The following is a 24172-nucleotide window of genomic DNA, read 5'->3' on the forward strand; positions in this document are numbered from 1 at the left end:
CCGCTGGCCTTCGCCGCGCGCGACGACCGTGCCTCGCGCCTCGGCCAGGCGGTGCACCGCACGCTCGAATGGGCGACGGCGGAGCGCGCCACCGGCGCCGTCGACGACGCCGCGCTGGAGGCGCTCGCCGCCGCCGCTGCCAGCGCCTTCGACAGCCCGCCGCGCGAGGTGCTGCGCATCGCGTCGACGATGCTGAAGCACGCCAGCGGCCGCCGCTTCTTCGAGCGCGCCGGGCTGCTGTGGGCCGGCAACGAGGTGGCGGTGGCGCAGGGCGCGCAGGCGCTGCGCATCGACCGGCTGGTCGCGCTGGACGAAGGCGGCGAGCGCGTCTGGTGGGTGCTCGACTACAAGCTGGCCCACAAACCGCAGGCGCAGCAGGAGTACCAGCAGCAGATGCAACGCTACCGCGACGCGGTGCAGGCGCTGCAACCCGGCGAGCGCGTGCGCTGCGCGCTGATCGCCGGCACCGGCGAGGTGGTGGAGCTCGACATCTGACGCTCGAAAAGCTGCCACCCTGGCTGAAATTGGCAGGGCTTTTCCGGGTTCATCTGCGCACCACGATGCAGCATTCGGTCGTCCAATAAGCCAACTTCGTCCCATTGCGCCTCCCGCCCATGTCCGTTCCGGAGACTCCTGCTGCCAAGACCGCGCCGACGCGTGCGTTCGGGCGCTATCAGCTGCGCCAGCTGCTGGGCAAGAGCGACCGCAGCATGGTCTGGCTGGCCTTCGATCCGCGCGCCTCGCAGGAGGTGATGCTGACGCTGCCGCGCGTGCAGCCCGCCGATGCGGCCGGCCTCGAAGCCTGGACGCGCGACGCCAAGCTCGCCGCCCGGCTCGACCACCCGAACCTCGCCCACGTCATCGAAGTGGGCGTGCAGGACCACTGGCCGTATGTCGCGGTCGACCGCGCGCTCGGCAGCACGCTGGCCGAACGGCTCGCGGCCACGCCCGGGCTGACCGCCAACGAAGCGGTGGGCTGGATGATCCAGGCGCTCGAAGGACTGGCCTTCGCGCACGACGCCGGCGTGGCGCACCGCGACCTGCAATTGCACCACGTGCTGCTCAGCGAGCAGGGCACGGTGCGCGTGATGGCGCTGGCCGTCGCCTCGTCCGCGCCCGCCGCCGCCGGCGAGCCGGCCGCCATCGATCGCGCCCACGACCGGGCGCACGACCGCGCGATGCCGATGGACCCGAATCAGCTGCGCGCCGCCCGTGTCGCCGCGGAGCGCGACGTGCTGTGTGCCGGCCTGGTGCTGCACCATCTGCTGTCCGGCCAGCCGGCGCTCGACGAACCCGACACCGGCCGCACGATCGACCGCCTGCCGCCGACCGGCCGCGAGATCATCCGGCTGCCGTGGGGCACGCCCAAGCCGATTCCCGATGCGCTGCGCGCCATCGCCAACCGCGCGACCGACCGCCAGGAGCGCCAGCGCTACCACAGCGCCCGCACGATGCTGCGCGCGATGTCGGGCTGGCGCGAGACCGATGCGCAGGACAGCGGCGGCGCCATCGCGCTGCTGATCGACCGCATGCGCAGCATCGGCCACCTGCCGGCGGCGCCCGGCGTCGCGCAGCGCGTCGGCCGGCTCGCGATGGCCGAGGGCCAGCGCACCGACGAGATCGCCCAGCAGATCCTGCAGGACATGGCGCTCAGCTTCGAGCTGCTGCGCACCGTCAACTCGGCGCAGGTGCAGGGCACGCAGATTTCCGGCAACGGGCCGGTGCTCACCATCCGCCGCGCGGTCGCGCTGATGGGGCTGAAGGGCGTGCGCAGTGCGGCCGCGGTGCTGCGGCCGTGGCCCGGGCCGTTGTCGCCCGTGCATGCCGATGCCTTGCAGAAGCTGATGGACCGCGTGCGCCTGGCCGGCCACACCGCGCAGGTGCTGCGCCCGGCGGGCTACGACCCCGAGGTGATCTACCTGATCGCGACGCTGCAGAACCTGGGCCGGCTGATGGTGCAGTACCACTTTCCGGACGAAGCCGAACAGATCCGCCAGCTGATGCAGCCGATCCCGCCTACCGAGCCGGGCGAGGCCGAGCAGCCGGGCATGACCGAAGAGGGCGCGTCGTTCGCGGTGCTCGGTGTCGACAGCGAATTGCTCGGCGCCGCGGTGGCGCGCCATTGGGGCTTGAACGACGAGGTGCTGCACATGGTGCGCCGCCTGCCGGCCACGCGCCCGGTGCGCACCGCCGACAGCGATGGCGACGTGCTGCGCATTGCCGCGAGCGCCGCCAACGAGGCGGTCGACGTGGTGAGCCAGATGCCTGCAGCACGCATCGGTGCCGGCCTGGCCGCGGTGGCGCAGCGCTATGCGCGGCCGCTCGAGGTGACCGCGCGCGACATCGGCGAGGCGCTGCAGAGCGCCCGTCAGGCGATGACGACCGGAGGCGTGGCCGTGTCGCCGCGCCATYCGCCGGCCGACGATGCGGCGCCACCGGCAGGCGGGCTGCGCGGGCTGGCCGCGTCGCGCTCGCGACCGCAGTAAGCAGCTGCCGACCCCACCACCGATGCCCGCTGCCGCCATGGCCTCGCGCCCTGCCACCCTGGGCCGCTTCGAACTGCGGCGAATGCTCGGCAAGGGCGCGCAGGCGACCGTCTGGCTGGCCCACGACCCGCGCCTGGAGCGCGAGGTGGCCGTCAAGCTGATGCGCCCCGGTGCCGACACCGAAGCGGTCGGCCATTTTCTGCAGGAGGCGCGCAGCGTCAGCCGGCTGACCCATCCGCACATCGTGCCGGTCTTCGAGGCCGATGTTCACGAGCAGCAGCCCTACCTCGTCTTCGAGTACGTGGCCGGCCCGACGCTGGCCGAGAGCTTGCGCGCGAAAGGCGCGATGCCGGCGCGCGAGGCGGTGGAGATGATGCTCGGCGTGCTGGACGCGCTGACCGCCGCGCATGCCGCGGGCGTGATCCACCGCGACCTGAAGCCATCGAACATCCTGGTGGACGGCGAGGGCCGGGCGCGCGTGATGGACTTCGGCATCGCCGCGAGCGTGAATGCACAGCACGTGCAGCAGGTGGTCGGCACGCCGGGCTACATGTCGCCCGAGGCGACGCACGGGCTGAAGCCGGCGCCGGCGATGGATCTGTTCTCGGCCGCGCTGGTGCTGGCCGAGATGCTGTGCGGGCGGCAACTGCTGATCGAGAAAGACCCGTTCCGCGCGATGTACCGCGTGGCGAATGAAGACATGGTGTGGCCGAAGGATGCCGCCGGCGATGCCGACGATGCGCTGCGCGCGATCGTGATGCGCAGCCTGGCCAGAGACCCGGGCCAGCGGCATGCCGACGTGGCCGCGTTCCGCAAGGCCTTGCAGGAGTGGCTGGTGCCGGCCGCGGCCGATGCGCCCGGCTCGCAAGCCGCTCAATCGGGCAGTGGCACGCTGGACTTCCTGCTGCGCCGCATGCGGCACAAGAGCGACTTCCCGGCGATGTCGGATTCGGTGGTGCGCATCCAGCGCGTCGCCAATTCGGAGACCGAGAGCCTGTCCAGCCTGTCGAGCGAGATCCTGAAGGATGTCGCGCTGACCAACAAGCTGCTGCGGCTGGTGAACACCGCGCACTACACGCAGTCGGGCGGCAGCATCAGCACGGTGTCGCGCGCGGTGGCGTTGATCGGCTTTGCCGGCATCCGCAACATCGCGCTCAGCCTGGTGCTGCTGGAGCACATGCACGACAAGAAGCATGCGAACCAGCTGAAGGAAGAATTCCTGCGCTCGCTGATGGCTGGCTCGCTGGCCAATGAGTTGCTGCCGGGGTCGAAGGAGGGCGAGGAGGCCTTCATCGGCGCGATGTTCCAGAACCTGGGGCGGCTGCTGACCGAGTTCTACTTTCCGGACGAGGCGCGGCAGGTGCGCAAGCTGACCGGCAGCAAGGGCGTCGGCGGCTCGACGATGGGCGAGCATGCGGCGTCGATCAGCGTGCTGGGCTTGAGCTTCGAGGAGCTGGGGCTGGGCATCGCGAAGGCCTGGGGCTTCCCCGAGAGCCTGCAGCGCTGCATGCGCCGGCCGGTGGGCGATTTCCCGACGCGGCCGTGCGACAAGGCCGACCGCATGCGCTGGATCGCGCTGGCGGCCAACGACGTGACCGACGCGATGATGCAGGCCGAGCCGGGCCGCGCGAGCAGCGCGATCGCGGCGGTGGCGCAGCGCTATGCGCGCGTGCTCGAGATCAGCCCGCGCGACATGCAGGCTGCGGCGCTGCTCGCGCAGCAGCGGCTAGCAGGCCTGGCCCAGGCGATGAGCCTGAGCGTGCAGCCGGGCTCGCCGGTGCGGCGATTACTGGAGCAGCCGGGCGGCAACGGCACCGCGAAGACGATCGTCGATGCGGCCGACAGCCTGTCGGGGCATGAACTGCAGGCGACGATCGCGATCGACGTGACGCAGCCGGCCGAGAAGCCGTTCGACCAGGACGCGGCCGCCGCGATGCTGGGCGCGGGCATCCAGGACATCACGAACACGATGGTCGAGGATTTCAAGCTCAACGACGTGCTGCGGATGATCCTGGAGACGATGCTGCGAGCGCTGGGTTTCCGGCGCATCGTGTTCTGCCTGCGCGACCCGAAGACCGAGATGCTGACCGGGCGCTTCGGCATGGGTGATGACGTCGACAGCGCGTGCAAGCAGTTCAAGGTGGCGCTGAAGCCGGCGCCGGGCGCCGCGCCCGACCTGTTCAGCGCGGTGTGCCTGAAGGGCGCCGACACGCTGATCTCGGACGCGACCGTGCCGAACATCGCTGCCAGGCTGCCGGCGTGGTACCGGCAGCAGGTGAATGCGCCGGCCTTCCTGCTGCTGCCGCTGCTGATGAAGGGCGCGCCGTTTGCGCTGATCTATGCCGACAAGGCGCAGCCTGGCGGCATCCAACTGGGGGAGCGGGAGCTCTCGCTGCTGCGCACGCTGCGGAACCAGGCGGTGATGGCGTTCAAGCAGTCGCGCTGAGCATCACGCTGAGGGCGTTGCGGGTGCGGCGTAGCATCGGCCGCATGCGTGCACACCTCGTTTCCTATGCGGCGGCACTGGTCGTGCTGCTGGCGCTCGACGGCTTGTGGCTGGGGATCATCGCGATCGATTGGTACCKCGCGGGCATCGGGCACCTGATGGCGGAGCAGGTCAACGTCATCGCGGCGGGCGTGTTCTACCTGCTGTTCCCGATCGGCGTGGTGGTGTTCGCGGTGGTGCCGGCGCGGGATGCGTGGCATGCGACGAGGCTGGGCGGGTTGCTGGGATTCCTCTGCTACGCGACGTATGACCTGACGAATCTGGCGACGCTGAAGGGGTGGCCGATCGGGATCACGGTGGCAGATATCGCGTGGGGGACGGTCGTGGGTGCGCTGTCGGCGAGTGYGGCCCATGCAAGCGGCTCTAGATGGCGCTGAAGCCGGCGCCGTGCACCGTGGCCGACCTGTTCAGCGGTGCGCGCGAAAGGCGCGCCTTTCGCTGTGATATGCGCCGACAGGGCGCGGCCCCGAGGCTGGATTTGATGCCGGATGGACGTGGGTTCACGGAACTCAAAAGCCTTTCACGGTCTCGCCGAGATCGAGCGGCACCCCTTGATAAATGGACTTAAATGGAACTGATTGGATGTTGGTGTCACACAGCGTGTCACTGAGGTTCCTTCTTTTCGAGGTGCAKTAATGTTCGATGTTCGCTTCAAAAGCTCCAAGGTTTCAGATCCCAGGCTTGCTCGATCTGAGGCCATGCGAAAGCTGAAGGATGGTATCCGGGCCAATGAACGAATCGATCTTGTTCGAACGGCGAAGGGATACAAGGTATCTCGGCGGTCTGTTTTTTTTGGAAAAGGCGGAGTGACCTTGGAAGCCAAGAAATTTCTGCACGCCTTGGATCTTTACGCCGAGAAAAAAGAGGAGCCTATAGACCATGCGAGGTCGTTGGAAATTCTTGACGAAAATGTCAAGGAGGCAACGGAAAAAGAGCAAGACGGACTTTTCTGGAAGTCTAGGGAGGAAGTATTTATTCCATGTGGATTCGTCGCTGGAAAGCCGGAATGGAAGGTGATGCAGAAGGCTGGGCAAGACGCCGGCCTCTTTGTCATGCTTGATGCGCCTGATGGAAAAGTATCAGGGAAAATGCGGCGTACGTTGCGAAATCTTACCAATCGCAAGGCTTCTTGGAGGGGAATGGAAAAGTTCAGGAGCGGCGGGGTTGCGAAGATCCTGGTTCCTCTCCGGAAATCGAAGGTTATCGATTTCCCTAGCTATGTCTGCGATGTAAGGGAGTCGCACATCAAATTCAAAGGGGAGCGATTCGATTTCGAAGAGGAAGCGATTGGAAAAGTGGGTGGAAGTGATCAGAGATTGATCAGAAAAGCTGTCTCGCAGCGTGGCGATTCGATCGTCTTGAAGCCTGTTTCTCGTCTGGATGCGCCCGAAATGGCAATCAGCGAAAAAGTTGGAAGCAGTGGTGCGATCAACATACTCGGTTGCCGTGGATCAATAGAAAATCCTGATGTGGAGGGTGGATTCTTTCTGGTTTCCGACTACGCAAAGGATGGGACGGTATCGAAGTACATGGATAAGCTTCAGGCGGATTTTGACGGCGGGCAAATATCGCGAAAGGATCTGACTAGGAAATTCCTTGATATTGCGCGTCAGATGTGCCTTGGTATCCAGCAGCTTCATGAGCTTGGATACAAGCATCTAGACGTAAAGCCGGATAATTTCTATGTCGAAGAGGATCGGAGCGGAGATTTCATTGTGAAGCTGGCAGATTTCGGGGCGTCTGCCAAGAAGGATGTCCTTATCAATAGTGCAAGAACTGATTGTATTAAGTATATGTCTCCAGAGATGTGGAAAGTCTTTGGTCATAGAGAAAACAGAAGCAAGATCGATGACGTTCCCAGACTAAAGGAGCTTGAGAAGGAGTTGACGAGGCGAGGAAAAATCCAACAGGCAGAAGTCCGGCAAAATGAGCGAATCACTCTTCGATCACTCGAAAAAGATCTCACGCCCGTTGGGGTGGAAAGCGACGTTTATGGTCTGGTTGCGTCGCTCTGGGATATTTGCCGTCAGGACGAAGTAGAGAGCAGTGTTTTGGAGCCGATGAAGTTTAATGATCAAAAATCATGGCTGGCAAAGCGCGAGAAGAAGTTGGTGGCCGATGCGATTCGCGATGGATTCAATGATGATTGGAAAAACCGTCCTACGGCCCAAATGCTTGCAGAGAGATTTGCAAAGCTGATTGAGGGCTTCGACAAGACGTAGGACTTGTTGTCCCTTGAAGGAGGTGGGTGCGAGGGGCGTCAGCGCCTTCCTACGGTGCGAATTGAACCCTGCCGACGCTGCATCGAGTGAAGGTCTTGCGTCGACCAGTGATGGTGCTTCCTATGTTTGTGGCATTCCATGCAAGGAGACCGCGATGAACAAGCGACCGAAGCAACCACAGTCCGATACGCCGCAACCCCAAGCCGACCTGAGCCAAGTCCAAGGCGAAGGCGACTACGAGGCCGGCCGCCACTACGACGAGAAGACGCGTGAGTTCGTCAAATCGGGCAAGGTCGACGAGGCGGCGCGCAACGCGCATCCGAAGTCACCGCGTGAGCAGCAGGAGATGCAGAAGGCGGAAGAGATCGGCAAGTCGCGCTCGAAGGGCGAAGACCCGCACGGTTGACGGGTTGACGAAGGCCGGCGCTTCAGCGCCCGTCGACCAGCTTCGCGAAATCCGCGGCCCGAAACCGCTCCATCACGAAGTCGACGAACACCCGCGTCTTCGCGGGCAGCAGGCTGCGGCTCGGGTAGTACAGCGAGAGCGGCCCCGCATCGCTGTACCAGCCCGGCAGCAGCCGCACGAGTTCACCGCTCGCGATGGGCGCGAAGGCGAACGGCATCGGCAGCAGCGCGACGCCGAGCCCCAGCTTCGCTGCCTCCGCAATCGCCTCGGGGTCGCTGAAGATCAGCCGCGGCTTGCACGGCACGGCCTGCTCAGCATTGCGCTTCGTCCGCAACGTCCACGGCCGCACCCGCCCGGTCGGTGACGAGCGCCGCATGATGCCGTCGAACGACGCGAGGTCTTCAGGCGTGCGCGGCGCCTGCCGCCCGTTCATGTAAGCCGGCGACGCCACCGCCACGATGTGCACCGGCGCCAGCTCGCGCGCGACGACACCCGGGGTCAGCTCGAAACCGCCGCCGATCGCCACATCGAAGCCTTCGCCGACGAGGTCGACCTGGCGGTTGTCGAAATGCCAGTCCGGCAGCACGGCCGGGTAACGCCCGAGGAAATCCTCCAGCAGCGGCACCAGGAAGTGCCGCCCGAACGCCAGCCCCATGCTGACCTTCAGCGTGCCGGCCGGCTCTTCATCGCCCCGCTGCACGCTGGCAATGGCCGCCTGCAGCGAACCGAGCGGCCCGTTCATCTGCTGCAGGAAGCGCTCGCCGCTTTCGGTGAGTGCGAGCCGGCGCGTGCTGCGATGAAAGAGCCGCACGCCGAGATCGGCCTCGAGCTTCGCCACGTTCTTGCTGACGCCCGCCGGCGTCAGCCCCAGCACCCGTGCCGCCGCCGAGAAAATGCCGTGCTCCGCCGTGTGGACGAACGACACCAGGTGCTGCAGGTAGGTCATGCAGGATCTTAAACCGATGGTTGAAGCTGATTGCGTCCGTTTCCGGCTAGTCGGTTCAAGCCGATTTCAAGACACTGGCGGCAGTTGTTCCCGATTCACCCCAACGGAGATCCTCATGCGACCCCTCATTTCCCTGGCCCTGGCATCGCTGACGCTGCTGGCCGTTCCCGTCTCGGCCTCGGCCCAGGCACCCGCCCTCAAGTACCCGGCGACCTTCTCGACCCGCGAGGTCACGACGAACGGCGCGACCATCCACGTCCGTTCCGGCGGCAAGGGCCCCGCGGTCGTGCTGCTGCACGGCTATGGCGAAACCGGCGACATGTGGGTGCCGCTCGCGGCAGACCTGGCGCGCGACCACACGGTGATCGTGCCGGACCTGCGCGGGCTCGGGCTGTCGTCCAAGCCGGCGGGCGGCTTCGACAAGAAGACCCAGGCAGGTGACGTCAGCGGCGTGCTCGCGGCCTACGGCGTGCAGCAAGCCGACGTCGTCGCGCACGACATCGGCAACATGGTGGCCTTCCAGTTCGCCGCGCAGCACCCCGAGCAGGTGCGCCGCCTGGTGCTGATCGATGCACCGGTGCCCGGCGTCGGCCCGTGGGAAGAGATCCTGAAGAACCCGCTGCTGTGGCACTTCCGCTTCGGCGGGCCGGACATGGAGCGCCTCGTCGCCGGCCGCGAGCGCATCTACCTCGATCGCTTCTGGAACGAGTTCTCGGCCACGCCCGCGCGCTTCAGCGAAGCCGCCCGCGAGCACTACGCGAAGCTCTATGCGCGCCCGGGTGCGATGCACTCCGGCTTTGCGCAGTTCGCGGCGTTCGACCAGGACGCGGTCGACAACCGTGCCTACCTCGCCAACAACCGGTTGAAGATGCCCGTGCTGGCTGTCGGCGGTGAGAAGTCGTTCGGGCCGATGATGGCCACCGTGATGCGCGCCGGTGCCGACGACGTGACCGAGGGCATCGTCCCCGGCTCGGGCCACTGGATCATGGAAGAGAACCCGGCGGCCACCGGCGAACTGGTGAAGGGCTTCCTCGCCAAGTGAGTCACCCACGGGCAACGGGCATGCCCGTGGTAATGAGTAGTTAACCTAGTGAAATATTTCGACAAGATCTCCTAGAGTCGCCGCTGCACCGGAGTGGAAACGGTTCCATCCGGTACACATAAAAGACGATCAAGGAGACGACAGGATGAAACGGTGGCTCACACTGGGGCTGGCCGCGCTTGCGCTCGGCCTGGGCGGATGCGGTGGTGGCGATGACGACGATCCTGCAGCACCGCCGCCGTCTCCTCCCGAGAACAAACCCATGGACGACTGGCCCGCGATCAAGAGCGCGATTCCGCAGGACGCCTCGCAAGAGGCGCAGATCAAGGGCCTCGTCGCCAGCATGACGCTGGCGCAGAAGGTCGGCCAGATGACGCAGCCCGACATCCGCAGCATCACGCCCGACCAGGTGCGGCAGTACTACATCGGCTCGGTGCTGAACGGCGGCGGCGCCTGGCCCGGCAACAAGAAGAATGCGGCCGTCGCCGACTGGCTCGCGCTGGCCGATGCCTACTGGCAGGCGTCGATGGACACCGACCTGGCCGTCAAGATCCCGGTGATCTGGGGGACCGATGCGGTGCACGGCCACGGCAACGTCTACGGCGCCACGCTGTTCCCGCAGAACATCGGCCTGGGTGCCGCGAACGACCCCGAGCTGATCGAGCGCATCGGTGCGGCCGTCGCGATGCAGGTGCATTCGACCGGCATCGACTGGACCTTCGCGCCGACGCTCGCGGTGGTGCGCGACGACCGCTGGGGCCGCACCTACGAAGGCTTCTCCGAAGACCCTGCGATCGTCGCCAGCTACGGCGGGCGCTACACCACCGGGCTGCAGGGCAGCTTTGCCGCATCGGGCCGGCCGACCGTGGTGGCCACCGCCAAGCACTTCATGGGCGACGGCGGCACCGACCTGGGCAAGGACCAGGGCGAGAACAAGGCGACGCTCGCCGAGATGATCAACATCCACGGCGCGGGGTACTACACCGCGCTGGCCGCGGGTGCGCAGACCGTGATGGCCTCGTTCAACAGCTGGACCTTCCAGGGCACGACGAAAGACGGCCTCGCGCTGGACTTCGCCAACGCCAAGATGCACGGCAACAAGTACCTGCTGACCGACGTGCTGAAGACGAAGATGGGCTTCGACGGCCTGATCGTCTCCGACTGGAACGGCATCGGCCAGGTGAAGTACACCGACGCCAACGGCGTGGTGAAGACCTGCACCAACGCGTCGTGCCCGCCGTCGATCAACGCCGGCATGGACCTGATCATGGTGCCGGACGACTGGAAGGCCTTCATCGACAACACCATCGCATCGGTGAACGCCGGTGAGATCCCGATGGCGCGCATCGATGACGCGGTGACGCGCATCCTGCGCGTGAAGCTGCGCTCCGGGTTGATGAAGCTGGAGGGTGGTGCGACGGTCTCGACCAAGCCCTCGCTGCGCCCCGGTGCCGGCGACCCGGCCGCGCTGCAGCACCGCGAGCTGGCGCGCGAGGCGGCCCGCAAATCGCTGGTGCTGCTGAAGAACGACGGCGGCGTGCTGCCGCTGAAGCGCGGCGAGAAGCTGCTGGTGGTGGGTCGCAGCGCCGACAGCATGTCGAACCAGACGGGCGGCTGGTCGCTCACCTGGCAGGGCACGTCGAACACGAACGCCGACTTTCCGAACGGCGACACCGTGCTGGCCGGCATCCGCGAGGCGGCGGGCGATGGCAACGTCACCTTCTCGGTCGACGCGGCCAACGTGAACGTGGCCGACTACAAGGCGGTGATCGCGGTCCTCGGCGAGACGCCGTATGCCGAAGGCGCCGGCGACATCGGCAAGACCGGCACGCTGGAGCATGCCAAGCGCTACCCGGCCGACCTCGCGGTGCTGGAGGCGGTGAAGGGCAAGGGCGTGCCGGTGGTGACGGTGCTGCTGAGCGGCCGGCCGGTGTGGGTGAACAAGGAGCTGAACCGCAGCGATGCGTTCGTCGCCGCCTTCCTGCCGGGCACCGAAGGCAAGGGCGTGGCCGACGTGCTGTTCCGCAAGGCCGATGGCGCGGTGAACTTCGACTTTCAGGGCCGGCTCTCGTACTCGTGGCCGAAGGAGGCGTGCCAGACGGTGCTGAACCGCGGCGACGCGACCTATGCGCCGCTGTTCGCCTACGGCTACGGCCTGGGCTATGCAGCCGCCGGCACGCCGATCGGCAACACGCTCGACGAGACCACGCCGACGCTCGGCTGCGGGCAGGGCGCCAACACCGGCCCGGCGGCGACCGAGCCGCTGGACGTGTTCAACCTGGTCGAGAACCCGAGCTTCCCGCTGTTCATCGGCTCGTCGCCGAACTGGATGATCCCGATCGGCGCCGACCTGAACGCGACCGTGGTGACGCAGGACGGCACGCTGACGCTGCAGACCGCGCAGGTCAACGTGCAGCAGGACGGCAAGAAGCTGACGTGGACCGGCTTGGGCGAGTTCAAGGCGATCGCGTCGGATCCGGCCAGCACCAGCGTGCGCAACCCGCAGAACCTGGAGAGCTACGTGCACCCGGACGCGAAGGCGGTGCTGGCGTTCGACATCGTGGTCGACCAGGCGCCGCAGGGCAGCGTGAAGATCCGCATCGATTGCGGCTACCCGTGCCGTGGCGAGCTCGACGGCACCGCGGTGCTCTCGGCGCTGCCGCTGGGCACGAAGGCCACGGTGAAGATCCCGCTGTCGTGCTTTGCGGATGCGGGCGCGGATTTCTCGGCGATCGACACTGCGTTCCTGGTGCAGACCGACAAGCCGTTCAGCGCGAGCTTCGCGAACATCCGCTGGCTGGTGGGCGCGAGCGCCGATGCGGACACGCACGCCTGCGCCGAGCTGGCACCGCCGCTGCCGCCCGCGATCGAACCACTGCCGGGGCCGAGCGCGACGCTACTGGGTGTGGATGGCTTGCTCACGGGCCTGACGACGGGGATGTACACCTCGACACCGACGCACGTGGTGGCAAGCATCGCGAACGGCGAGGCCGACCTGCAATTCGCGGCCGATGGCGGCAACGGCACGTTCTACTTCACCGGCAGCGGGCTGAACCTGAGCGGCTATGCCGGCGGCACGCTGCAGTTCGAGCTGGCGGTGAGCAGCTATGGCAGCAACACCAAGGGCCTCGCGATCAAGATGGAGAGCCCGGGCGATGGCTGCCGCAACGTCGACTACGTGCTCCCCGATGCGGTGAAGCCGCCGGCCGATGGCGCCTTCCACGCCGTCACATTGAATGTGGCGGACGTGATCGCGGTGAAGAACGCGCCGTGCCTCACGCTCGACAACATCACCGTGCCGTTCGGGATCTTCCCGGTGTGGGACGACCAGCAGGGGGTGAACTTCAAGGTGAGGAATGTGCGGCTGGTGCAGTGATTCGGACTCCCATTTGTCAACAATAGTTTTCTAGCGCTCGCCCCCTCTCGAGGGGGCTTGCCGCGTTACATCGCTTCGCCTCTAATCCCACCCGCCGCGCGATCCGTCCCCAGCAGTCCTCAGAGATTGACGATACGGCGAGTCGAGAGAGGCCGGTCGTGCCCGCGGGTGCAGGGCGCAAGGCGAAAGTGACGATGATGAAGATCGCGGCGATATTCTCGTGGGCCGTTGTTTGTTTTCTTGCGAATGGGGCCTCTCAGGCGGCACCTAAATACTATCCTCAGACTGTGCCTCAGGTTGATGCGAAGCAGATGCACACCGATGGATATTCGAGGTTGAAGATCAGTGTTTCACTGAATGATTCCAAGGCGGATGCCGATGTGAACGTGGGGAACGTGAGCGTCTGCTCTGATACGGCATGCTACCGGCCTGATATGCAAAACAAGAGAATCGGGCTGTACAACACAAGCAACGGCAAAGCCGAGTTGATCTACGAGGTTCTTGTGCCTGTCGATGAAATAAAGAGCATTCATTTTGATGAAGTGACAGGAGCAAAGGTTGTTGTTGGCGATATGAATTTTAGTTCGGCACTGAAGCTGGACTCAAGTACGGCGCAAGGTGGAGAGATTCTTGTGTTGCTCAAGAAGAAACAGGGCGGGAGCAGGACGATTTATTATCCTGAATCTTCTGCCATCGGTTTTTATCATCCGGCGGCAACATCGGTTTACTACAATCCGGCATTCGCGGCGACGGTGAAATTGAAAATGGACGTCGAATGGAGTATCGTGGGGCGAGCGCTTGCGATGCCGCAAGTATTCCTTGTCAGTGTCCATGATGTCGGTGATATTTATCCGATGGTTGATATATATCCAGAGATCAGGTTCACGGGCAAGAGTTCGATTCGCGCAAATCCGCTGAGAAACGCTTCAGATCTCTCCGCGCCGAATGGCCAGAACTCAGCTGCCGAGCCCGCCAGGCAGAGTGTGAGGAAAACGGGTGTGATCCGCTTTGACGAAGGTGAGGACGAGAAAACTTCTCAGGAAGGCAGTGCGACGACTTCAGCGTCTGCCGGGGCCGCCGATTGTGTTGCATTCATCAATCAATACCTTTCAACAATAGCTGCCTCAATGGCGACAACCGGCGCCGTGTACTTCAAGAAGTGCGAGACAGTTCCTCCGTATGTGCATATAGCGATCGGCAATAATTCTGATGGCCGTGTCATGACCGGAATAGCATACGACGTGCTGAACTCGAGTGGTTTGCTTTCTCTGCAGCAGATTGAAACGTTGGCTACCAGTTCTCAAATTGCGATCAACGGGTTTGCGTGGGTGGGGGATCGAGGTACTTCACCCGGAACCGGTCTCGCCAAAGGATTTGTTCAAAGAGATTCCCGAGTGCTGGGAAGCAACAGGGAAAACGGGGGCTTATCTGGAGGCCCAGGCTTGAATCAGTTGGCGGTTCTGGTTCAACCCAGGTCTTTGCCAAAGTGGAAGGAGAGTGTCAATGGCCCTTTGTGGAATACTGGCGTAGACGGCGTTCAGCCCCCATACAGCGTTGTCAGTTCATCGACCTCGGTGATCAAGAACGGCGTTTGCCCCAACGACTCAGAATCAGAAATAGCAAGATGGTCGGCGTTTGGGACAACGCCGGACAACAAGGTTATTTTTATGTCTTCAACGTCGAGCGGAGTCACATCTGCTCCTGAGCTGTGTGAGGTGTTTCGAGCCTTGGGTGCGAATCATGCAATCAGGCTTGACGGGAATTCTGCTGCGGGCATGACGATTGATGGTAAAAGAGTCAACCCATTGGTTGGGAAAGATACTATTTTGTATCAGACATCCAGGTATGTAGCCTACGGAGTGGGGATGTCATTCGTTGTTGGAACGGCTCCCGCGACTCCAGTAGTCGGTGGAAGAGTCGCCACTCCCAAGGATCCTTGCAAAGTGGATCCGACAAGATGTCAATGAATGAGTTCTCCCTGCTCACTTCGTCGGCAGCGGGTTGATCGGAAACAAGTGGCTGGTGCCGGTGCTGGTGGTCGAGAAGTGGCAGCCGAAGCAGCCCATCGACGCCGAGGTGCCCGGGGTCACCACCTGGTGGTAGGTCTCCATCGTGGTGTTGGCCAGCAGCAGCGAGCCGCGCAGCGCGGGTGCCGTGGGGCCTGAGGGAATGGAGCCGTCGCTCGTCCACACGGCGCCCACCTGCATGTAGTTGGCTCGCACATCGCCCACCAGCCCGAGCATCGCGAGGATGTCGAGGTTCAGCGAGATCAGCTGGCTGTTGTTGGCGGCCGAGGCGGCGGTGGGTGCATTGCCCCACGGGTTGACGCGGTAGACGTTGTTCTGCCGGATCGTGTTGCCGTTGGTGGCGACGACGTTGCCCGTGTTCGGGTCGATCGTCATTTGCGGCACGAGTGCGCCGCTCTGCGTGCCGCCGCTGGCCATGAAGGACCAGGTGCCGGTCGAGTTGTAGGGCACCTGCACGGTGCTGCCGAACAGGGTGTTGAAGTAGAACGAGTTGTTGGGCGCGTTGTTGCGGTGCTCGAAGGTGGCCCACACCATCTCGGGGTGGCCTTGCACCGCACCGACGATGTGGATGCCCACCAGGGCCAGCGTCTTCGCGACCGTCGGCGACTGCTTGTTGATGGTCCACAGCGCGGTGCTGGTCTTCACGTAGTTGGGCACCGTCGCGTCGATGGTCACGTAGTCGGCCACGTTGGGGACGGTGGCGGCATCGACCCAGGCCGTCTTCAGCTCCAGCCCGAGGGCGTTGGCATCGGGCAGCGAGGCGCCCTGGCCCGCGGCGTAGGTCACCACCGAGGCGAGCCCCGCCGGCGTGTTGGGAAAGGGCGCGGTGGTCGGGATCACCTTGTTCGACACCGCGGTGTTGAACCACGCGTAGACGTCATTCGCGTGCACGCCGAAATACACCAGCGAGCCGTTCATCGACAGCACGGTGTCGCCGCCGCCGGCCTGGCCGCCGGGCTGGATGCTTTGCGTCTTGGTGCCGCGCACCGCGAAGCTGTGGCGCGCGACGCCGGCGGTGTTGGGGATGTAGTGGCCGCCCTGGGCGTCGAAGTTGATGTCGAAGAAGACCGGCGACTCGAGCACGATGCCCCCGGCCGCCGGCGACGAGATCCACAGGAACATCTGGTGCGCCCACTTGTAGAAGTCGCAGCTGGTGTTCTGTGCCGGGAAGGCGATGCTGTTGGCGAAGGTGACGAACCCGCCCTTGCTGACGCGGCCGGAGACGAACCAGTTGCTCAGCTCCTTGGGCGACACCGAGCAGGCGGCGTTGGTGTATTGCAGGTTGGCGGGGAAGGCCTGCACTGGGGTCTGCACCTGGGCGTTGGCCGGGCTGACGGTGGAGGCTGCGAGCGCGGTGGCTGCGAGCAGTCGGCGGGTGATGCGCATGGGGAGGCTCCCTGTGGTGGGTGCCGCCCTGGGCGGTACTGCTGGCGGTCGGGCTGGCGTGAGGCGGATCAGACCAGCGAGGCGGGGGAGGGGGAATCAGCTCCTGGCTGATTCGGGGCAGGTGAAATGCCTAGGGCAGCTGACGGGTCGGCCGGAAGACGATCTCGTTCACGTCAACGTCGTCGGGTTGTTCGATGGCGAAAGCGACGGCCCGCGCGAAGGACTCGGCCGGGATGGCCGTGGCCTGGTAGAAGCCGCGCATGCCTTGCGCCATGTCCGGCTCGGTGATGCTGCCCGGCAGCTCGGTGTCCACGGCGCCAGGCGACACGATGGTGGTGCGGATGTTCCACGGCTTGACCTCTTGCCGCAGGCCTTCGGACAGCGCTCGCACCGCATGCTTGGTGGCGGAGTAGACGGCGCCGTTGAGCATGACCTTGTGGCCGGCCACCGACGACACGTTGACGAACTGCCCGGACATCTGGCGCTGCATGTAGGGCAGGGCCGCCGCGATGCCGTGCAGCACGCCCTTCAGGTTCACGTCGATCATGCGGCTCCAGTCGTCGACCTTCAATCGATCGAGCGCCGAAATCGGCATCAGCCCCGCGTTGTTGATCATCACGTCGATGCGCCCGAAGGTCTGCACGGCCGTGTCGACGAGGTGCTTCACCTGGTCGAGCATCGCGACGTCGGTGGCGACGGCGATCGCCCGTTGCTCCGGGCGATTCAACTCCTCGGCCAATTGCTGCAGGCGATCGATGCGCCGCGCACCGAGCACGACGCACGCGCCCTGCGCGCTCAGGAGGCGCGCGGCCGCCTGACCCAGGCCGCTGCTGGCGCCGGTGATGACGATGACCTTGCCTTTGATTCTGTCGCTCATGGGTGCCTGCTGGTGGTGATGCGGGACTTGACTGTAGGCAGCGGACTGTCAAGCCACTAGTGGGCTGCGGCTTGATCCAGTGGCAAGCACAGGTTGATACTGTCGGCTCGACCCTTCAGGAGTTCACGTGCCCATCAGCGACCTTCGCGCCATCGAGACCTTCACGAAAGCCATCGAACTCGGCAGCATCCGGCGTGCAGCCGCGGCCCAGGGCGTCAGCCCGCAGGCCGCGAGCCAGGCGCTCGCCGCGCTCGAGGAACGGCTGGGCGTGCGCCTGCTGCATCGCACGACACGCAGCATCGCGCTCACGTCCGAAGGGCATCAGTTCCTCGAGGCCGCGCAGCCCGCGCTCGCGGCACTGGAGCGCGCCGCCGATCGCATTCGCAGCGCGAAGGACGAGATCGCCGGCCCGTTGCGCATCGTCGCGCCGAAGTATTCGTTCCTGCCGGTGCTGTGGCCGCTGGTCGACGAGTTCTGCCGGCGCCATACCGAGGTCCAGCCGGACGTGAAGCTCGACGACCGGATCGGCAACTGGGTGCAAGACCGCACCGACGTCGGCTTTCGCATCGGCTCGCCGCCGGAAGATGGTCTTTCGGTGCGCCGGCTCTTCGCGATGCAGCTGATCGTCTGCGCGGCGCCAGCCTACATCGCGGCACACGGTGCGCCGACCTCGATCGAGGCGCTGGCCTCGCATCGATGCAGCGCGTTCCGGCACCCCGGCAGCGGCCGCGTGGTGCCCTGGCTCTTCAAGGTCGATGGCGAGGTGGTTGCCCGAGACATCTTTCCGACCTTGTCGACGAACGACGCGCAGCTCGAGACCGAGGCGGTGCTGTCGGGTCAGGTGATCGGCATGTTGTCGGGCTTGTCAGCGGCGGCCCTGATTCGTGCGGGGAGGCTCGTGCCGCTGCTCGTGGAGCACATCACCGACCACATGGGCGTCCACGTCTACTACGGGAGCCGCACATCACAGCCGTCGCGGGTGCGGGCCTTCATCGATCTGGCCGTGGAGCGGTTGGCTGGGTCCTCGGATTACGTGCTGGACGCGCGGGAGTTCGCGGCGGCGGCATTGAAAGGGCGGGGGAAGGCGAAGCGGCGATCGTGAGCGGTGATGGGCGAACGGAGATTGAATAGAGTGCATATTGCACTCAAGTCTGAAAAATCCTAATATGTGCAAAGTGCATGCATTTCATGGCGTCCCGGCCGGACACGCTTCACATCAAAGGATTCCCGATGACCTCCATCACCCACGACGTCCTGATCGTCGGAGCCGGCGCTGCCGGCCTGACCCTGGCCCTCGAGCTGGCGCGCCGCAAGCTGCCGTTCCGCCTGATCGAGAAGCTCGAACACCCGTTTGCCGGCTCGCGCGGCAAGGGCATCCAGCCTCGAACGCAGGAGATCTTCGAGGATCTCGGCGTCATCGACCGCCTGGTGGCAGCGGGGGGCTTCTACCCACCGCAGCGGGCGTACCGCGAGGACGGCACGTTCGAAGAATCGCCTTCGGTCGTTGCCACTGACGTCCGGCCCGGCGAGCCGTACAACCTCCCGCTGATGGTGCCGCAGTTCGTGACGGAACGCGTGCTCCGGGAGCGGCTGCGCGAACTCGGGCATGCGCCTGAATTTGCGTGCGAATTGACCGCATTCGAGCAGGACGACGACGGCRTGACTGCCCGCCTGGCCGGCCCGCGCGGCGACGAGGTGCTGCGCGTGCGCTACCTCGTCGGCGCAGACGGCGGCCGCAGCTTCGTGCGGCGCGCGTTGGGCATCGGCTTCGAAGGCAAGACGCTCGGGGTCCGCGCGGTGGTGGCCGACCTCCTGCTGCACGGGCTGGGCCGCGACGCCTGGCATCGATTCAATGACGGCTCGATGGAGCGACAGATGTCGCTCTGCCCGCTGGCCGGCACCGAGCTCTTCCAGCTGCAGGCGCCGGTGCCGATGCAGGGCGAGATGGCCGTGACCGCCGCGGCGCTGAACGACATGATCGCCAGCCGCACCGGCCGCGCCGACATCGTCATCGACGAGGTGCGCTGGGCTTCCGTCTACGAGATGAACGCGCGGCTGGCGGACCGCTACCGCGTTGGCCGGGCGCTGCTGATCGGGGATGCCGCGCACACGCATCCGCCGACTGGCGGCCAGGGCCTGAACACCAGCATCCAGGATGCGTGCAATCTGGCATGGAAACTCGCCGCGGTGTTGCGCGGCGCGCCCGCGTCGCTGCTGGACACCTATGAGGAGGAGCGGCGTCCGATCGCGGCCGAGATGCTCGGCATGGCCACGCGTCTGCTGCGTGAAGCGTCGCAAGGACCGATGCGGCGCGGCCGCGAGGTCAAGCAGCTCGACATCGGCCATGCCGGCTCGTCGCTCGCGCTCGACAGGTGCGCGGGAGGCCGGGCGGTTGCCGCCGGTGACCGCGCGCCCGACGCCCTGTGCCGTGGCGCGGGCGGGTTGCCGCGCCGCCTGTTCGAGCTGTTCCGGGGCACGCATTGGACCCTGTTGTGCCACGGGCCGCTCGATGCGGCATCTGCCCCGCCGGCGCGTGCCGGCCTGCACATGCACGTCGTCGGCGAGACCGGCGACATCCTGGACGTGCACGGTGAGTTCCGTGCCCACTATGGCGTCGAGCCCGGCGATTGGGTGCTGGTGCGTCCCGACGGCTACATCGGCGCGATGCTCACCTCGGGCGATGCAGACGCGCTTGAAACGTTCCTGGGCGCCGTGGGCCCGGTCGTCAGCGCGCCCACACCAGCGCGCTGTCGGCCAGGCGCCTGAGCAGCAGTGCCAGGCGCTGCACGTCCTCGTCGGACCAGTCGGTGAGCATGGCCGTCACGACGCGGTTGCGAGCCGTGTCGATCGCACTCAMCATCTCGCGACCCTTGTCGGTGATCAGGGCCTCGTTGACGCGCGCATCGGCCTGCGAGGGGCGGCGCACGATCAGCTCCTGTGCCTGCAGCTTGCTCACCTGGCGGCTGACGGTGGTGTAGTCGCGCCCGGTGCGGTCGGCCAGCTCCATGACGCCGACCGGTCCCAGCCGGTCGATCCCGACCAGCAGCGAGAACAAGGTGCTGTCGAGCTCGATGCCGGCCTCCTTCACCATCTCGGCGTCGCGCTGCGGCTGGTTGATGATCCCGACGAGGTCGACGAGTGCACCGTGCAGCATCCGGATCTCGCGGTCGATGGATTTCCGGGGGGGCTTCTTCTGCGCCATGCTGCGGGGGCGGTGGAGGGGAATGCGTGAAGCTTACATGCAATGTCACGCGTCGGACGGACTGTCCGCGGCGCCAAGCTGAAGCTGCCCACCTCGGGCCACGTGTCGAGCCCGGTTCGAATCAGCCTGCTAAGGGGTGCCGCTCAGCCAGCGCCGCGCCACGCGAGAAGCCGGGTGCCCGGCGTGCCCGACCACGTTGTAGCGGGGCGGCTCGAAGTGGTGCTCGGCGGTGAACGGAGCGCGGAAGCGGCTGGCATCGGCTTCTGGCGAGGCCACGAAGAAAGCGTTGATCCCCAAGGCATCGCAGCCCACCAGGTTCATTTGCTTGGAGGTACCAATATGCTCCAGCGCCTTCAGGCTGGCACCGAACCAATTGCTGCCATCCCACACGCCGCTGGGGGCGTAGGGCACTTCCAGCGGCACGGCGGCCGGGAGCGAGGCGTTGTATTCGATGCACACCACGCGCGCGCGTTGCGTCAAGGCGCGCCAGACATGTGAGGTGTTCTGATCGATGTCCAGCGACAGGAAATCAAACTCCTGCGGCACGCCGGCGTCTTGCAGGAGCGCTGAGATTGTTTCTGCGGTGACGAGCGACTCGACCAGGCGCAAATGCCCCGAAGCAATGAACTGGGCGAAGGTGTCGCGGGCGCGTTGTGCGAACTCGGCGCTGCCTTCGACCCACACGCCGCGCCAACCCTGCTCCAGCAGAAAGCGGGTGTTGTTCTCTTGGCCGTCGCCGATGCCGATCTCGACAAAGAAGCGGTCTCGGGTGCCGATGCGCCTGAAGGTTTCGGCAATGATGCCGTCTTCCCCGTTCTGGCTGTACACCTGGGCTTGATGGCGCGCCAGCCCGAGAGGGTCTGCATAGCGGCCATCGGCACCCATGATTCCTTGTGTGAGGCTGGCCAATGCCGCCTCCTTGCCGACCCAGGTGTTGCTGGCCACACGACCCAGCCAGGCACGCGGGCTGACGACCTTGGATTTTTTACGGAACAGTTTGTCGAACATGCAGTTGCGGCTCCCTCGGGCCAGGCAGTAGGGCAAAAGCCTGGATTGTGGGCCCAGCCGGCGCCGGGAAAAGGCCGGTCACTGCGGGAACCCGCATGAACATTGGGGAGGAGGGAGGAGGGAGGAGGGTGGGATAGGTGACGAGCCTTACCCCCGGCACTGGTCGCAACAGTTAGGGCTGCTTCGTTCCCGACCTGACCCGTTTGGCCGTGCTTCCATGCGGGGAGGCCCGTCGCCGCGGATTGTAGGCGACGGGCAGAGCCCTTCTCAGCGCAGCTGCAAAGAATCGTCGCCGAACTCGATGTTCAGCGGCTCGATCAGCAGCCGCTTCGGCCCGGCCTCGACCGCGCCCGCCACCATCGCCTTCACGCCCGCGGCCTGCGCCACCTCCACCGTGCGCTGCGCGTCTTCAGCCTTCACGAAGATCGCAAACCCCGCGCCCATGTTCAGCGTGCTGTACGCCTCCTGATCATCCTGCTTCGCATGCTGCTGGATGAACTTCAGCACCGGCGTCACCTCGGGCACGCTGTGGATGCGGTACGTGTGCGTCGCCGGGTGCCGCAGCAGCTTGCGCCAGCCGTGGCCGGTGATGTTGGCGCAGTAGTGCGGCTGGATGCCGGCCTTGTACAGCGCCTCGGTCACCGGCGAGTACAGCACCGTCGGTGCCAGCAGCGCTTCGCCGTAGCTCAGCCCCGGCGACACCTCGGTCAGATACCCCTTCGGCAGCCGCTCCACCAGCTTGCGCGCCAGGCTCAGCCCGTTCGCATGGATGCCGCTCGATGCCAGCAGCACGATCGCATCGCCCGGCGCCAGCTTGTCGCCGACCGACAGCCGCTCCTTCGGGTTGATCAGCCCGGTGCAGCTCGCCGCCAGGTCGATGCGCCCCTCGGCCACGATGCCCGCCAGCGCCGGTGTCTCGCCGCCGCCCCAGGCCACCTGGCAGGTGTCGCACGCGGCCTTCCAGCCTTCCACCAGCGCCTGCGCGCGCTGCGCATCGGAGAACCAGTCGGAGCCACCGGCGGCCCAGTAGGCCTGCACCACCAACGGCGTCGCGCCGACGGTGATCAGGTCGTTGATCGCCATCGCGATCGTGTCCTGCGCAATGCCGGCGTAATAGCTCTTGCCGGTCAGCGCCTTCATCTCGTCGGCCACCAGCGCCTTCGAGCCCAGGCATTCGACGATCGACGCCAGATAGAACGGCCCCACGTCCACCACGTAGGCCGATTCGCCGCGCGAAGCCTCGACCTCGGTGAACCCGTGCACCGCCAGGTGGGCGCCGGTCGCCTTCGCGGCGCGCTGCGCGGCCACCTTCAGCGGGTCGATCAGGTCGTAGTTGACGCCGGCCTGTTCGTAGCTGAGCGTGTCGGGGGAAGCAGGGGTGGATTTCATCGGAGCAGCAAGGTCGAAACCGCGATTATCGGATACCACCGGCCCGCGCTCGTCCGACCCCCGGCCGAGGGTGTCAGGCCCCCGTAGAATGCCCCGATGTCCTATCTCGTCCTGGCCCGCAAATACCGCCCGCGTGACTTCGAAGGCCTCGTCGGCCAGGAGCACGTCGTGCAGGCGCTGGCCAACGCGCTGACGCAGCAACGCCTGCACCACGCCTACCTGTTCACCGGCACGCGCGGCGTCGGCAAGACCACCGTCTCGCGCATCCTCGCGAAATCGCTCAACTGCACCGGCGCCGACGGGCAGGGCACCATCACCGCCCGGCCCTGCGGCGTCTGCGATGCCTGCCGCGACATCGACAGCGGCCGCTTCGTCGACTACGTCGAGCTCGATGCGGCCTCGAACCGCGGCGTCGAAGAGATCTCGCAGCTGCTCGACCAGGCCGTCTACAAGCCGGTGGTCGGCCGCTTCAAGGTCTACATGATCGACGAAGTGCACATGCTGTCGAACACCGCGTTCAACGCGATGCTGAAGACGCTCGAGGAGCCGCCCGACTACCTGAAGTTCGTCCTCGCGACGACCGACCCACAGAAGGTGCCGCCCACCGTGCTGTCGCGCTGCCTGCAGTTCAACCTGCGGCCGATGGCGCCGCAGACGGTGCAGGAGCACCTTGCCACGGTGCTGAACGCCGAGCAGATCGAGGCCGAACCCGGCGCGCTGCGGCTGCTGGCGCGTGCCGCCCGCGGTTCGATGCGCGACGCGCTGTCGCTCACCGACCAGGCCATCGCGTTCGGCGCCGGCGCCTTGCTCGAAGCGGGCGTGCGCCAGATGCTCGGCGCGGTCGACCGCAGCCACGCGGTGCGGCTGGTCGAAGCGCTGGCCGCGGGCGACGGTGCCGACGTGGTCGCCACCGTCGACGGGCTGCGCTCGCTCGGCCTGTCGTGCAGCGGCACGCTCGAGGAGATCGCCACGCTGTTGCAGCAGATGGCCGTGCTGCAGGCGGTGCCGTCCGCGGCCGACGAGAGCGATCCCGACACCCCGGCCGTGCAGCGCCTGGCAGCGCTGCTGGCGCCCGACGAGACGCAGCTGCTCTACAGCATCGTGCTGCACGGCCGCGCCGAATTGGGCCTCGCGCCCGACGAATACAGCGGCCTCGTGATGGTGCTGCTGCGCCTGCTGGCCTTCAAGCCGGGCGGCACGCCGGCCCCGCGCCGCGAGGCGCCGGCGATGGTCAGCGGCCGCAGCAGCGTGGCCGTGGTGCCGGCGGCAGTGGCTGCGTCCGCGGCGCCTGTGCGGCGT

General features: G+C 65.9%; 18 protein-coding genes and 1 other RNA gene. 12 read left to right on the forward strand and 7 right to left on the reverse strand.

Annotated features, from left to right (window positions below):
• The 6 genes from ACXJLU_RS25700 to ACXJLU_RS25725 all read left to right on the forward strand — a co-directional run.
• On the forward strand, positions 1 to 495 hold a 495-nt coding region (locus tag ACXJLU_RS25700; protein WP_457335896.1), incomplete at its 5' end, for a PD-(D/E)XK nuclease family protein.
• A 119-nt stretch (positions 496 to 614) separates the two neighbouring features.
• Positions 615 to 2486 (forward strand): serine/threonine protein kinase, encoded by a 1872-nt coding sequence (locus ACXJLU_RS25705; RefSeq protein WP_457335898.1) that lies wholly within the window; start codon positions 615 to 617, stop codon positions 2484 to 2486.
• Positions 2487 to 2508: 22 nt separating this feature from the next.
• Positions 2509 to 4932, forward strand: coding sequence for a protein kinase domain-containing protein (locus tag ACXJLU_RS25710; protein ID WP_457335900.1), 2424 nt, complete (start codon positions 2509 to 2511; stop codon positions 4930 to 4932).
• Between the two features lie 44 nt (positions 4933 to 4976).
• The gene (locus ACXJLU_RS25715) at positions 4977 to 5369 is read left to right on the forward strand and encodes a DUF2177 family protein (RefSeq protein WP_457335902.1); all 393 of its coding nucleotides are present in this window, start codon (positions 4977 to 4979) and stop codon (positions 5367 to 5369) included.
• A 258-nt stretch (positions 5370 to 5627) separates the two neighbouring features.
• Complete coding sequence (locus ACXJLU_RS25720) at positions 5628 to 7214, forward strand: protein kinase domain-containing protein (protein WP_457335904.1); 1587 nt, start codon at positions 5628 to 5630, stop codon at positions 7212 to 7214.
• A gap of 154 nt (positions 7215 to 7368) precedes the next feature.
• A complete protein-coding gene (locus ACXJLU_RS25725; protein WP_457335906.1) occupies positions 7369 to 7620 on the forward strand; it encodes a hypothetical protein in 252 nt (83 codons plus the stop codon).
• Positions 7621 to 7642: 22 nt separating this feature from the next.
• Here ACXJLU_RS25725 and ACXJLU_RS25730 read toward each other — a convergent pair whose 3' ends face one another.
• Entirely contained in the window at positions 7643 to 8566 is a 924-nt protein-coding gene (locus ACXJLU_RS25730; protein ID WP_457335908.1) for a LysR family transcriptional regulator, read from the reverse strand.
• A gap of 115 nt (positions 8567 to 8681) precedes the next feature.
• On the opposite strand from ACXJLU_RS25730, the gene ACXJLU_RS25735 reads away from it, so the two are divergent.
• The 3 genes from ACXJLU_RS25735 (at position 8682) to ACXJLU_RS25745 (ending at position 14951) form a co-directional block, all read left to right on the forward strand.
• Complete coding sequence (locus tag ACXJLU_RS25735; RefSeq protein WP_457335910.1) at positions 8682 to 9608, forward strand: alpha/beta fold hydrolase; 927 nt, start codon at positions 8682 to 8684, stop codon at positions 9606 to 9608.
• A 145-nt stretch (positions 9609 to 9753) separates the two neighbouring features.
• The gene (locus ACXJLU_RS25740; protein WP_457335912.1) at positions 9754 to 12984 is read left to right on the forward strand and encodes a glycoside hydrolase family 3 N-terminal domain-containing protein; all 3231 of its coding nucleotides are present in this window, start codon (positions 9754 to 9756) and stop codon (positions 12982 to 12984) included.
• Positions 12985 to 13178: 194 nt separating this feature from the next.
• Positions 13179 to 14951, forward strand: a complete 1773-nt coding sequence (locus ACXJLU_RS25745) for a phosphodiester glycosidase family protein (RefSeq protein ID WP_457335914.1) — start codon at positions 13179 to 13181, stop codon at positions 14949 to 14951.
• 15 nt (positions 14952 to 14966) lie between these two features.
• Here ACXJLU_RS25745 and ACXJLU_RS25750 read toward each other — a convergent pair whose 3' ends face one another.
• Complete coding sequence (locus ACXJLU_RS25750) at positions 14967 to 16397, reverse strand: hypothetical protein (protein WP_457335916.1); 1431 nt, start codon at positions 16395 to 16397, stop codon at positions 14967 to 14969.
• A gap of 130 nt (positions 16398 to 16527) precedes the next feature.
• Complete coding sequence (locus ACXJLU_RS25755; RefSeq protein ID WP_457335918.1) at positions 16528 to 17274, reverse strand: SDR family oxidoreductase; 747 nt, start codon at positions 17272 to 17274, stop codon at positions 16528 to 16530.
• A gap of 127 nt (positions 17275 to 17401) precedes the next feature.
• Between ACXJLU_RS25755 and ACXJLU_RS25760 the strand changes: the two genes are divergently transcribed.
• Entirely contained in the window at positions 17402 to 18376 is a 975-nt protein-coding gene (locus ACXJLU_RS25760; RefSeq protein ID WP_457335920.1) for a LysR family transcriptional regulator, read from the forward strand.
• Positions 18377 to 18504: 128 nt separating this feature from the next.
• On the forward strand, positions 18505 to 20040 hold the full coding sequence (locus ACXJLU_RS25765; protein WP_457335922.1) for an FAD-dependent oxidoreductase: 1536 nt from the start codon (positions 18505 to 18507) through the stop codon (positions 20038 to 20040).
• On the opposite strand, the gene ACXJLU_RS25770 is transcribed toward ACXJLU_RS25765, so the two are convergent.
• The 4 genes from ACXJLU_RS25770 to ACXJLU_RS25785 form a co-directional block, all read right to left on the reverse strand.
• The gene (locus ACXJLU_RS25770; protein WP_457335924.1) at positions 20000 to 20476 is read right to left on the reverse strand and encodes a MarR family winged helix-turn-helix transcriptional regulator; all 477 of its coding nucleotides are present in this window, start codon (positions 20474 to 20476) and stop codon (positions 20000 to 20002) included. The two genes, ACXJLU_RS25765 and ACXJLU_RS25770, sit on opposite strands and share 41 nt — an antisense overlap.
• Positions 20477 to 20605: 129 nt before the next feature.
• Positions 20606 to 21484, reverse strand: coding sequence for a hypothetical protein (locus ACXJLU_RS25775; protein ID WP_457335926.1), 879 nt, complete (start codon positions 21482 to 21484; stop codon positions 20606 to 20608).
• Between the two features lie 136 nt (positions 21485 to 21620).
• Positions 21621 to 21718: signal recognition particle sRNA small type (ffs, locus tag ACXJLU_RS25780), an RNA gene on the reverse strand.
• A gap of 33 nt (positions 21719 to 21751) precedes the next feature.
• The gene (locus ACXJLU_RS25785) at positions 21752 to 22873 is read right to left on the reverse strand and encodes an AIR synthase-related protein (RefSeq protein WP_457335928.1); all 1122 of its coding nucleotides are present in this window, start codon (positions 22871 to 22873) and stop codon (positions 21752 to 21754) included.
• A gap of 96 nt (positions 22874 to 22969) precedes the next feature.
• On the opposite strand from ACXJLU_RS25785, the gene dnaX reads away from it, so the two are divergent.
• Positions 22970 to 24172 (forward strand): DNA polymerase III subunit gamma/tau (gene dnaX, locus ACXJLU_RS25790; protein WP_457335930.1); only part of this gene is annotated, 1203 nt, incomplete at its 3' end.

The sequence above is a fragment of the Rhizobacter sp. P5_C2 genome, from assembly GCF_054049715.1.

Excerpts from the sequence above, each read along its gene's own strand:
- ACXJLU_RS25725 (WP_457335906.1), top strand. The coding sequence starts at position 7,369 with ATGAACAAGCGACCGAAGCAACCACAGTCCGATACGCCGCAACCCCAA.
- ACXJLU_RS25735 (WP_457335910.1), top strand. The coding sequence starts at position 8,682 with ATGCGACCCCTCATTTCCCTGGCCCTGGCATCGCTGACGCTGCTGGCC.
- ACXJLU_RS25775 (WP_457335926.1), bottom strand. The coding sequence starts at position 21,484 with ATGTTCGACAAACTGTTCCGTAAAAAATCCAAGGTCGTCAGCCCGCGT.
- ACXJLU_RS25785 (WP_457335928.1), bottom strand. The coding sequence starts at position 22,873 with ATGAAATCCACCCCTGCTTCCCCCGACACGCTCAGCTACGAACAGGCC.
- ACXJLU_RS25745 (WP_457335914.1), top strand. The coding sequence starts at position 13,179 with ATGATGAAGATCGCGGCGATATTCTCGTGGGCCGTTGTTTGTTTTCTT.
- ACXJLU_RS25730 (WP_457335908.1), bottom strand. The coding sequence starts at position 8,566 with ATGACCTACCTGCAGCACCTGGTGTCGTTCGTCCACACGGCGGAGCAC.
- ACXJLU_RS25720 (WP_457335904.1), top strand. The coding sequence starts at position 5,628 with ATGTTCGATGTTCGCTTCAAAAGCTCCAAGGTTTCAGATCCCAGGCTT.
- ACXJLU_RS25755 (WP_457335918.1), bottom strand. The coding sequence starts at position 17,274 with ATGAGCGACAGAATCAAAGGCAAGGTCATCGTCATCACCGGCGCCAGC.
- ACXJLU_RS25740 (WP_457335912.1), top strand. The coding sequence starts at position 9,754 with ATGAAACGGTGGCTCACACTGGGGCTGGCCGCGCTTGCGCTCGGCCTG.
- ACXJLU_RS25710 (WP_457335900.1), top strand. The coding sequence starts at position 2,509 with ATGCCCGCTGCCGCCATGGCCTCGCGCCCTGCCACCCTGGGCCGCTTC.
- ACXJLU_RS25750 (WP_457335916.1), bottom strand. The coding sequence starts at position 16,397 with ATGCGCATCACCCGCCGACTGCTCGCAGCCACCGCGCTCGCAGCCTCC.